At 45.0% G+C, this 10,499-nt stretch carries 7 protein-coding genes and 1 pseudogene; 5 read left to right on the top strand and 3 right to left on the bottom strand.

The genetic code is table 11. The features are described from left to right. Positions 1 to 100: 100 nt before the first annotated feature. Positions 101 to 1,744 (bottom strand): methyl-accepting chemotaxis protein, encoded by a 1,644-nt coding sequence (locus tag AB4274_RS20680; RefSeq protein WP_372113074.1) that lies wholly within the window; start codon positions 1,742 to 1,744, stop codon positions 101 to 103. Between the two features lie 477 nt (positions 1,745 to 2,221). Here AB4274_RS20680 and AB4274_RS20675 point away from each other — a divergent pair, with 477 nt between their 5' ends. From AB4274_RS20675 to AB4274_RS20655, 5 genes are all read left to right on the top strand, one after another. After that, a complete protein-coding gene (locus tag AB4274_RS20675) occupies positions 2,222 to 3,043 on the top strand; it encodes a phosphate ABC transporter substrate-binding protein (RefSeq protein ID WP_017064254.1) in 822 nt (273 codons plus the stop codon). Positions 3,044 to 3,154: 111 nt separating this feature from the next. Beyond that, the gene (pstC, locus tag AB4274_RS20670) at positions 3,155 to 4,084 is read left to right on the top strand and encodes a phosphate ABC transporter permease subunit PstC (protein WP_017064255.1); all 930 of its coding nucleotides are present in this window, start codon (positions 3,155 to 3,157) and stop codon (positions 4,082 to 4,084) included. Positions 4,085 to 4,099: 15 nt separating this feature from the next. Then, complete coding sequence (gene pstA, locus AB4274_RS20665; RefSeq protein WP_017064256.1) at positions 4,100 to 4,963, top strand: phosphate ABC transporter permease PstA; 864 nt, start codon at positions 4,100 to 4,102, stop codon at positions 4,961 to 4,963. Positions 4,964 to 5,053: 90 nt separating this feature from the next. Beyond that, positions 5,054 to 5,803, top strand: a complete 750-nt coding sequence (pstB, locus tag AB4274_RS20660) for a phosphate ABC transporter ATP-binding protein PstB (RefSeq protein WP_004737715.1) — start codon at positions 5,054 to 5,056, stop codon at positions 5,801 to 5,803. Between the two features lie 336 nt (positions 5,804 to 6,139). After that, on the top strand, positions 6,140 to 8,284 hold the full coding sequence (locus AB4274_RS20655) for a GGDEF domain-containing protein (protein WP_372074476.1): 2,145 nt from the start codon (positions 6,140 to 6,142) through the stop codon (positions 8,282 to 8,284). Between the two features lie 69 nt (positions 8,285 to 8,353). Here AB4274_RS20655 and AB4274_RS20650 read toward each other — a convergent pair whose 3' ends face one another. Together AB4274_RS20650 and AB4274_RS20645 are read right to left on the bottom strand one after the other, a co-directional pair. Further along, the gene (locus AB4274_RS20650) at positions 8,354 to 10,033 is read right to left on the bottom strand and encodes a BatD family protein (protein WP_372113072.1); all 1,680 of its coding nucleotides are present in this window, start codon (positions 10,031 to 10,033) and stop codon (positions 8,354 to 8,356) included. A 2-nt stretch (positions 10,034 to 10,035) separates the two neighbouring features. Beyond that, positions 10,036 to 10,499, bottom strand: a pseudogene (locus tag AB4274_RS20645) (hypothetical protein); the annotation flags it as partial.

The raw sequence follows: 10,499 nt of genomic DNA, 5'->3' as shown, positions 1-10,499 counted from the left end.
TATTGGGGGTCAGTTCATGATGGCTGGCTTTTTGTTTATCGGCGAGTTCTAAAGAGCATACAGCCTGAATCTGTTTGCTTTGAACTTCGTACCTTGAAGCCTATACCTTAAAGTAATCCAACTGCTGCTTCTGTTGTTCTGCTAGGTTAGAAAGCTCGTGGCTTGCTGCAGCGGCTTGAGTAATGCCGGTAACGTTTTGGCTTACTAGGCTGTAGATGTTTGAGATGTTACGGTTGATGTCTGAGGTTACTTGGCTTTGCTCTTCGGCGGCAGAGGCAACCTGAGTGTTAATCTCAGTCATGTCCGTTACCGAGTTAGCAATGCCTGAAAGCGCCGCGCTTACTTCACCTGCAAGAGTTTGGTTGTGTTCCAGCATAGATAATGAGCTGCTCATGCTTTCATTCGCGTTACCGGATTGAACCTGCAAACCTTCTATGATGGTTTGGATCTCTTTGGTTGAATCTTGTGTACGTGCCGCTAGCATTCGAACTTCATCAGCAACCACTGCGAAACCACGACCGCTTTCACCTGCACGAGCGGCTTCGATTGCTGCGTTAAGCGCCAGCAGGTTAGTTTGTTCGGAGATACTTTGAATTACCTCAATCACTTTACCAATCTGTTCAGAGTGCTCTTTTAGCGTGCCCACAACATTTGCAGCTTCGCTTAGCTGAATAGCCATCTGTTCGTTAGCTTTGTTGCTTTCATTAAACAAGCTCATGCTGTGTGTCGCCATTTCGTCAGCTTGCTTAGACGCTGAGTCGGCTTGTACTGCGTTCTCATTAACGTGTGCTGCTGTGCTTTCCAATTGGTTCACAGCAGAAGCAACTTGCTCCACCTCTTGCTTCTCTTGGTCTGAGTTAACGCTGGACTGTGTCATTACAGCCGCTAGCTCTGTCGACGCAGAAGCCACTTCGATACTGATTCGAGACAGCGAGCTTACCGTGTCACGCAGCTGTTCAACAGACTGGTTTACGTCTTGCGCTAGGCATGAGATTTCGTTGTCGCCATACTCTTCTGCTTTAACTAACAAGTTACCTTTTGCTACTTCCCGCATCGTTTCTTGAATGTTGCTGATCGGCTTAACAATGATACCAGCCAGCGTCCAACTGATAATTAGAGCTACAGACAGGATCACCAACAGTGCAATGGTCGCAGTAGTCAGCGTGCTAGCGTGTTGCTGGCCGTTGATGTCGACCTCTTGAGTGGCAAGCAAGTTCAGCTTTTTAGACAGAGTATTGATCGCTTGCACCATTTCATTACCCGCATGTCGGTATTGGTCGATTGCGATCTGGTAGCGGTTTTCAAAATCTGAAGATAGTGATGCATCGCCGTGTTTCGCTCTTAATAGCGGAAGCATGGTGGTACGAGAAAAATCGACATAGTGATTCATCGCTTTGTTCATCGCGGCCACTTCATCTTGCATGCCTGGCACTGTGTCTAATGAATTCAGTAGGCGAGTATTCTGATCGCGTTTTTGGTTTAGTGTTTCAACCAATGTTTTTACGTCATCAGCATTGAATAGACTGTAAATCGCTTTGATGCGCATGCCATAGCTGTTGTCGACGATTTCGCTAAGTTCTTCTTTATGTAAGATTAACTGGTCGGTTGCTACTGACACATCTTTGAATGCACTTTCTAGTTTTTCACCACCGATAATGACACCGGCTAAAAGTAAGACAACGGAAAATAGTACGGGTATAAGAATTTGTATTTTGATTGATAAGCCACTGAGAAGTTGGCGCATGTAATGTCCTTCTTTGAATAAAATAAAAAGATGAGAATTATTATTAGAATTAGTTGGCGATTCTAACTAATGAGACTGACAATTCAATCAGTAAAGGCTTTGATTTCGTTATATGCGATAGGTATTTGATATAGATGGTTGTTTATTGTTCTAAATGGCGATAAAGGTGGATCTTTTTATCCATCGTGTTAGGGCTACTTGATTGATAAATAGAGAAATATATTGGTTAGTATTCGATATAAATAGGGAAGGAAATCTAGCTTTTTGGTGCTCAAACGATGGTGAGACCTGCATTCACTAACTGCATCTGATGGGGGCGCGACTATCAATTCATCGAGTAGGAGAGAAATTAGCCATTAATTTGTAGTTGTCATATAGGCTTCAATTAAGTGAAACACAACTGTCACATTCGGATTCTAAAGTAGGCCTCGTTCAAGCAAAACATTACGGCAATAACGCCACTAAAGGAAATTTGTGATGAAAAAGACAGTTATCGGTGCAATCGCACTACTAGGCGCTCTAACAGTGAATACAGCTTCAGCTAAAGAAACTATCTCTGTAGTTGGCTCTAACAGTGCTTCTCCACTGGTTGAAGTTTTTGCAGAAACCTACATGAATAAAGGCGAACCAGTGTTCATCGAAATTCAAGCACCAGGTTCTTCTGCAGGCATCAAAGCAGCAAAAAATGGAAGTGCTGACCTTGGTATCTCTTCTCGTGACCTAAAAGAAGAAGAGAAAACAGCTGACCTGAAAGAGCTAGTTATCGCTCGTGACGGGATCGCAGTTGTTGTAAACCCAAATAACGAAGTATCTGCTCTTACAGCTGAGCAAATCACTTCAATCTACAAAGGCGACATCACTAACTGGAAAGATGTTGGCGGTGCTGATAAGCCAATCGTAGCAATCACTCGTGATACTGCATCTGGTACACGTGGCGCATTCGAAGACATCATGAAGCTTAAGAAGAAGATTGGCGATAAGAAAGTATCGGCTATCTCTCAACGTGCACAAGTTGCAAACGGTAATGGCGCACTTAAAGTTTCTGTAGCAAGCAACCCATACGCTATCGGCTTTATCTCTCTAGGTACAGTTGACGAATCTGTTCAAGCTCTAACTATCGACGGCGCTGCTGCGACTGTAGACAACGTTAAGAACGGTTCTTACAAAGTTGCTCGCCCATTCCTAGTTCTTTACAAAGCCGGTGCTCCAACAGCTGAAACTCAACAATTCCTAGACTGGATGGTTGCAGATGAAGCTCAAGCTATCGCTGGTAAGAAAGGCTACATCACAGTTAACTAATCTTAACTGACTCAATCTTAATTATTGCTCAGCCTGCTTTAGGCTGAGCCTTTTCTTTCAACTTTGTTTATTTCGAGCTCTTATTGAGCCACAAAGTTTGAGATTTTATATATGACCATCGCAAATAGTGAAAAGCTTATGAATACTGAAGCGACTCAAATCAACAAGCCAAGTCTACGTGCTAAGAAGCGCATCGACTGGAGAGAAAGAATCTTCCACGGCTTGTTCTTATCGAGTGCTGTAATCGGCATCGTATCACTAGCCGTTATCGCTTACTTTATCGTTGCAGAGAGTATCCCTGCATTCCAAGAGGCCGGTGTTTCTGGCATCGTTCTGGGTGTTGACTGGTTACCTCCAGCTCTATTCGGTGTTGCAACTATGATTGTTGCATCGATTGTTTCGACACTTGGAGCTGTAGTTGTTGGTGTACCAGTTGGTGTATTAACCGCTATTTTTATTGCTGAGATTGCTCCAAAGCGTCTTGCAGATATTATTCGACCAGCAGTTGAGCTTCTAGCGGGTATCCCGTCGGTAGTTTACGGCTTCTTCGGTCTAGTAATTATCGTTCCAATGATTCAGAACGTTTTCCAAGTACCAGCGGGTAACACTATCCTGGCGGGTATCATTGTTCTGGGTATCATGATTCTTCCTACCGTTATCACGGTTTCTGAAACTTCGATTCGTGCTGTACCTCGCACATACAAAGAAGGTTCACTTGCACTGGGTGCTTCGAAAATCTACACGATTTTTAAGCTACTCGTTCCTGCTGCACGTTCAGGCATTATGACTGGTGTGATTTTGGGTATCGGCCGCGCACTTGGCGAAACGATGGCAATCATCATGGTTATGGGTAACGCGCCAGCAATGCCAGAAGGCATTTTGGACTCTGCTCGTACGCTAACAGCAAACATTGCAATTGAAATGTCTTACGCAAGTGGCGTTCACGCTAACGCACTGTACGCAACAGGTGTTGTACTTCTAGTGTTCATCATGATGTTAAATGGTGCTCTACTTTATCTTAACCGTGAAAAAGCGAAGTAGGCGAGGATAAGTAATATGGATCGCGTAAAACTAAAACAAGCACGTCAAACCAAAGATAACATCCTAAAAGGTTTTATCTGGGCAGCTGCAGCTGTAACCGTTGGTTTCTTATTCTGGATTATTTGGTACATCCTATCGAACGGTCTGCAATACGTAGATTGGAACTTCATCACTGACGATTACACTCGTACTGGTGAAGAACGTGGTATTTTCCCAATGATCATTGCCACGATCTACATGGTAATCGCATCGATTGCGGTAGCCGCGCCACTGGGCATCATGACGGCGATATACTTAACTGAATATGCGAAAGTAGGTAGCCGATTGGTGAAAGTGATTCGATTCTGTACTGAGTCGTTAGCTGGTATCCCATCGATCATCTTTGGTCTGTTCGGTATGACCTTCTTTGTTTCGATTCTTGGTCTTGGCTTCTCGATTCTGTCGGGTGCACTAACGCTAAGTATCCTGATTCTTCCTGTAATCATTCGTACTACAGAAGAAGCATTGATGGCAGTGCCACAAACTTACCGCGAAGGCTCATACGGCCTTGGCGCTTCAAAAATCTACACTATCTGGCGTTTGATCTTACCAAGCGCAATGCCAGGTATCTTAACTTCGGTCATTCTTAGTATTGGTCGTGTAATTGGCGAATCAGCACCTGTATTTTTAACAGCAGGTATGGTGGCACGTGTTCCTGAGTCGGTATTCGATTCTGGCCGTACACTAACGGTTCACCTATATAAGCTGACAACAGAGCTATTTACTATCGATGAGTGGAACCAAGCCTACGGCACGGCGACAGTCCTAATCGTACTGGTTCTCTTGATCAACATGGTTACAAAACTGATTGCGAGACGCTTCAACACGGCAACTTACTAAGCTCATTAGCTGGCTCATAAATAAAGCGAGCCCCCGTGATAAAGAAAGCATCAAGTTAGACACGAATTTAAGAATTTAGAGATTACGAACATGAATAAATTTGATATTGAGAACCTAGATCTGTTTTACGGCGACAACCAAGCGCTTAAATCTATCAACCTGCCAATTCCAACTCGCCAGGTTACTGCTCTGATTGGCCCGTCTGGCTGTGGTAAATCAACACTATTGCGTTGTTTGAACCGCATGAATGACCTAATTGAAGGCGTTACGATTAAGGGTAAGCTGGATATGGATGGCACTGACATCTACGGTAATATCGATGTCGCTGACCTACGTATCCGCGTAGGCATGGTATTCCAAAAGCCAAACCCGTTCCCAATGAGCATCTACGAGAACGTGGCATACGGCCTACGTGCTCAAGGTATCAAAGACAAAAAACACATCGATGAAGTGGTTGAGCGCTCGCTACGCAGTGCTGCACTGTGGGATGAAGTAAAAGACCGTCTTAAAGCGCATGCATTTGGTCTGTCTGGTGGTCAACAACAGCGTCTATGTATCGCACGTACCATTGCAATGGAACCAGATGTAATCCTGATGGATGAACCAACATCGGCTCTAGACCCAATCGCGACACACAAGATTGAAGAATTGATGGAAGATCTGAAGAAAGACTTCACTATCGTTATCGTAACGCACTCAATGCAGCAAGCGCGTCGTATCTCAGACCGCACGGCTTTCTTCCTAATGGGAGAGCTTGTAGAGCATAACGAAACCAGCGTTATCTTCAGTGAACCAAAAGATGATCGTACTAAAGGTTACGTAAACGGTGACTTCGGTTAATCGACGATTTACGTGTGGTATTTAAGCGATTAGATACCTTTACACACTAACTGAAACGCAGGTTAGATAATCGAATAGAACAACAGAATTATCACTATAACTATAAGCGATGGAAGTTTTGCCCCACTATAGGTGGGGCTTTTTTATGTGTCTAAAAAATCCCCAATGTCGATGTGATTTTGGGCAGAGAATCCCATTTTTGTCGTCCTTCTCATGCTTGTGATAATGTTAAAGGTGAAACTGCGACCCGCTTAACATCTCATTTTCACTTACATTGATTGCATATCAAGCCTTCTGTATTTTTGCTTTATTCTTAATCGCCAATGGAAGGAAGCTGTGCCTGTTAAAGCCTTTGCAAAACAAATATCTGCGACACGCGACCATCGTCTGTTGGCTGAGTCTCTTTTTGACTATCTGGTTAAGGTACTTACTCCAAAAGGGATAGGAATATTTGCTGAACCGACGCCGGAGAGCGACGCATTACCGCTTTTTTCTTATGGCGACCTAACCTCATTGGCGAGCTACCCCTCTACATTTTGGCCGTGGGTCTCACAGTTTGATACCGCAGACGGGGTTTTGCCAATGGCTATCAACACCTGCAAGTGGGAACACATGAAAGTGCTTGGTGGGGAGTCGTTTATCATGATGCTCGACAACGCACCTGCCTCCAGAACTTATTTAATTGTTCAAAATTGCAATGCTGAGAAGGTTAATCAAACCTTTGACCAAGATCTTGATGTGTTACAGCTCGCGGCTGCCCGTTGGCAATGTATTCGTGCCGAAAAGAACGCGGCGCTAGAAATCAAACACAGAGACACACGTGAAGCTCAATACTTAGATGAGATAAAGTTACGTGAGCTGTTTGTAGAGAACATGAAGCTGGTTCATCAGGTCGCGCTTGAGCTTTCTAACCCTGAGTCACTCGATGCTTTGTATAAAGCATCGGTTGAGGCTGTGCGAGACAGGTTAGGGTTTGATCGTGCGATCTTCATGTTGCTTGATATGAAAAAGCGTTGTTTCAGCGGAACTTATGGCACTGACGAAGCGGGTAAAACCAACAGTGAACACCACACTCAATACGATTTGCACCAACTTGAAGCGGAATACATTGAAGCGCTGTCTGATAACCATACTAATCTAGTCATCATCGATAATGCGCCCCTGTATACAGAAGGTAAGGTGGTCGGGCAGGGGTGGAATGGCATGCTTATCTTGCGTGAAGGCGACAAACCTGTCGGCTGGATCGCCATGGATAACTACATTCATCGCTCACCGATTACTAACTATCAAAAGCAGATGCTTGAGTCTTTTGGCTCTTTGCTTTCTCAAATCTATATTCGCAAGCGCCAAGAGCAGAACATACGTATGTTGCACTCGAGTATGGTTGAGCTGTCCCGATGCGATAGCGTCAGTGAAGTCTGTAAGTCCGCGGTTAGTTTTGCGATTCAACATCTAGGTATCGATCGACTGGCTGTTTTCCTAACAGACAAAAAGTGCAGTTACATGCAAGGTACTTGGGGCACTGACATCAAAGGCGATATTGTCGATGAGTCCTATTATCGCTCTGAGCTGGTGGAACGTGACATTGTAGCCGCAGCTCGTGCTTGCCCTAATCAAGTTGCCTTTGAAGAATCAGTTCCTATCTATCACGATTTCAATATTGTGGGAGTCGGTTGGACGGCAATGACCATGCTCACCACCAATACGGGTGAGCCGATTGCGTTTATCGCTGCTGATAACTTGTTAACACGCAGCCCTTTAACTTCCCAGCTTCGCGAAGTAATTCGTATCTTTGCCTCTAGCCTCGCAGAGGTGTTGCAAAGAACCATGGCGCAAGAGGAGCTTAAAAAGCTCAATGAAACGCTTGAGCAAGAGGTCAGTAAGCGCACTCAAGAGCTTGAAAGAGCCAATGAACAGTTAGACATCATTTCTAAATTAGACCCACTGACGCGCCTTGGAAACCGCCGTATGTTGTCGCAGGTTCTAGAAGACTTGAACGGTGACGATCAAGGTGCCTTTGCCTTACAGAACGAAATTACATTTGGCTTGATTCTTGTCGACCTCGACCACTTTGGTTTGTACAACAGTGTCTATGGTCATACTGAAGGGGATGCGGCTCTGAGGACGGTAGGTGAGATACTGAATGCCCATGTTCACAATGATAAAGAAACCTTCTGCCGGATTGGCGGAGAGGAGTTTATGTTGTTGATGATTGGCACGAATCACTCAGAGACAAAGCAACGTGCAGAGTCGATTAGAAAATGCATTGAAGAGGCAAAAATCCTGCATTGTGAAAGTAGTACCAGCCCATATTTAACGGCATCCGTTGGCTATGCCTCGATAACGTCTGACCAGCATCAGTTCGATTTTGATTTGTTGTATGGCAAGGCAGATAAAGCCTTGTATCAAGCCAAAGACTCGGGGCGAAATCGAATTGTTTCTGCCTTAAAACGTAAAAAAGTCACAGCCTCTCTTTCTTAAAATAAAGGCCGTTGATCTCAAGATGATCAACGGCCTTTGTGTTTTACTGTTCTTGATGAACAGCGTCGACTAAAGATTTTCTAGCGAACTATTATGCTTTTTACTCGCAACTCTCTTGGGCTTCTTCACCGTTTTGATTGCCAGCTCAGGGCTCCATGTTTGGGCTGATGAACCGGCTTCACCATAAAGGCTTTGGTTTAGCTTGGTGAGTTCGGCTTCAACGGTTTGTAACGTCTCATCACTTAGATCTGTATTTTCAGATTTCCATTGCTCAAATAAGGTTCTGGTCATCACGCCATCTTTCGTTCTTAGAGCTTCAATAAGCGCTTCTGCGGTATCTGATTGACGTTCAACAGTGTGTGTTGGTTTTGTCGTTACACCGCGGCGTGACCAGAAGTAGAATGCCAATGCTGAGCTGATTAGCCACAAAGCTGCAAATAGGGCGGTGAGATAAGGCCAGATCCCTGGGCTATCGACGTTAATCACTGTTGGTGCTGTTTGTTGGAGCGGCGCGCTAGCAACAGGAGGTGTGCTTGATACAACACGATCACTTGCTGTTACTGTTAGCTCTAGGCCCTGAGCTTTACTGGTTTGTTCTGATTGGGCATCAGTATTGAACCAAGCTTGGGACACATCCGGAAGTGAGATGTTTCCTGCCTCTTTTGGGATTAGAACCTGTTTATGCACCACCACCGCATCGCCGGACTGTGTTGTGCCAAATTGCGGTTTTTCTTCATAAACACGTACCGAATTAGGGTAGGTGATATTCAGTTTTGGCAGTTGGTGTTGCGTTAAGTTGCTAGCCGTCATGGTGATGGTACGAGTTAACGAGTCACCCGCTTCCATTTCAATGGTTGGGTTGTCGCCTTCTAAACCATTACTATTTCCCAGTTGATTGCCTTGGCTATCGGACCATTGTTGAAGCAGTTTGAAGTTTGATGTTGGTAACCACTCACCTTGGTAGCCTTTTGGTACGTCCTTCACTGTTACATCTAAGATTTCAACGGGCGTGTCGAGCTGGAAAAGGCGCGTTTTGCTTGAGTTGTTGGTTGAGTAAACAACGGCTCCAGTCAGCTTCGGTCCGTTAAGCTTAAACTGTCCGGCCTTTTGTGAAGAGATACGGAAAGACTGTTGAACTACCGTCACCTCCTTTCCATTGAGAACGTCTTGAAATTGCTTCGATTCCCCAATAGGTTCCACATCTAAGCCTGAAGAGCTCGGTGGCGCGATTTTCGGATCTTGAAGCCTTCTTGGATCCGCTTTAATGATCAGCTTTACATCAAGCTCTGCGGTCTCTTGTGGGTATAGTGAGTTCTTGCTGAGATTAAGTTGAAACTCAGCCATGTCATGTTGAGTTGGCGCCGCTTTATTAACGGCGACATTGATGGTGATAGGCTTGGTTTTAGCCCCTTCAATGTCAAAGCTAGGGATCTGTATCCGGCCTAAGCGCAGTGGAGCAAGGGTGATGTTCCACTCGCTTGACACCGAACGGCTGCCATTGACGATTCGCATCGACGAGCCAAAGCTTGGTGTACCGACATAGAAGTCCTGTTGGAGCGCCGTTAGATCTAAAGCATCAGAAGAGACCTTTTCATCGGTCGCGACTCTAAGTAGGAATACTTCATCTTTGGTGACACTGTTATGTGAAACACTCGCCACGGCGTTTGCAGCCAATGCTGAGCAGGACGAGAAAGCTCCCAACAACAATGTTAGGAGTACGGATAAAAATGGCTTGTTTAGAAATCGCATGGTTACCACTTTTTGTTCTGGTTGTTAGGAGCACTTTTTTGTCGTGCTTGTAAAATCATTTGCGCTTTAAGCAGTTGGCTCGGGTCACGGGCGCTTTCTACTTGCTCAAGTTTTCGCATGTCAGGGTCGCTCGACAGAGGTTGATCTGAGGTTTGTGCTACAGCTTGCTGACTACTTTGCTCACCATCTTCTTTTGAAGCTTGTTGTGCGCTAGCACTTTGAGGTGTAGCGCCTTCTTGGTCACTCTGTTTCGGCTGATCACTGTTACTTTGTTGCGTGGCTTGCTTGTCGTCTTGTTTAGACTTTTCAGAGTCAGAGTGATTTTCAGGTTGGCCTTGAGCTGAGTTTTGATCTTGGCGACCACGTTGATCTTGGTTACTGCTTTGATCTTGCGACTTGCCACTGGAGCTTTGTTGTTGATCCTGAGAGCTTTGCGAAGAATCATTTTGCTGACCTTGCTGACCTT

This window comes from Vibrio sp. 10N.261.55.A10, assembly GCF_041470825.1.
Classification (GTDB): Bacteria; Pseudomonadota; Gammaproteobacteria; order Enterobacterales; family Vibrionaceae; genus Vibrio; species Vibrio crassostreae_C.
Note: the sequence above shows the minus strand (reverse complement) of the source record. Positions and strands in the feature narration are given on the sequence as shown.

Bases quoted from the DNA above. Each gene is read 5' to 3' on its own strand.
- pstC (WP_017064255.1), top strand. From the start codon at position 3,155: ATGACCATCGCAAATAGTGAAAAGCTTATGAATACTGAAGCGACTCAA.
- AB4274_RS20650 (WP_372113072.1), bottom strand. From the start codon at position 10,033: ATGCGATTTCTAAACAAGCCATTTTTATCCGTACTCCTAACATTGTTG.
- AB4274_RS20680 (WP_372113074.1), bottom strand. From the start codon at position 1,744: ATGCGCCAACTTCTCAGTGGCTTATCAATCAAAATACAAATTCTTATA.
- pstB (WP_004737715.1), top strand. From the start codon at position 5,054: ATGAATAAATTTGATATTGAGAACCTAGATCTGTTTTACGGCGACAAC.
- pstA (WP_017064256.1), top strand. From the start codon at position 4,100: ATGGATCGCGTAAAACTAAAACAAGCACGTCAAACCAAAGATAACATC.
- AB4274_RS20675 (WP_017064254.1), top strand. From the start codon at position 2,222: ATGAAAAAGACAGTTATCGGTGCAATCGCACTACTAGGCGCTCTAACA.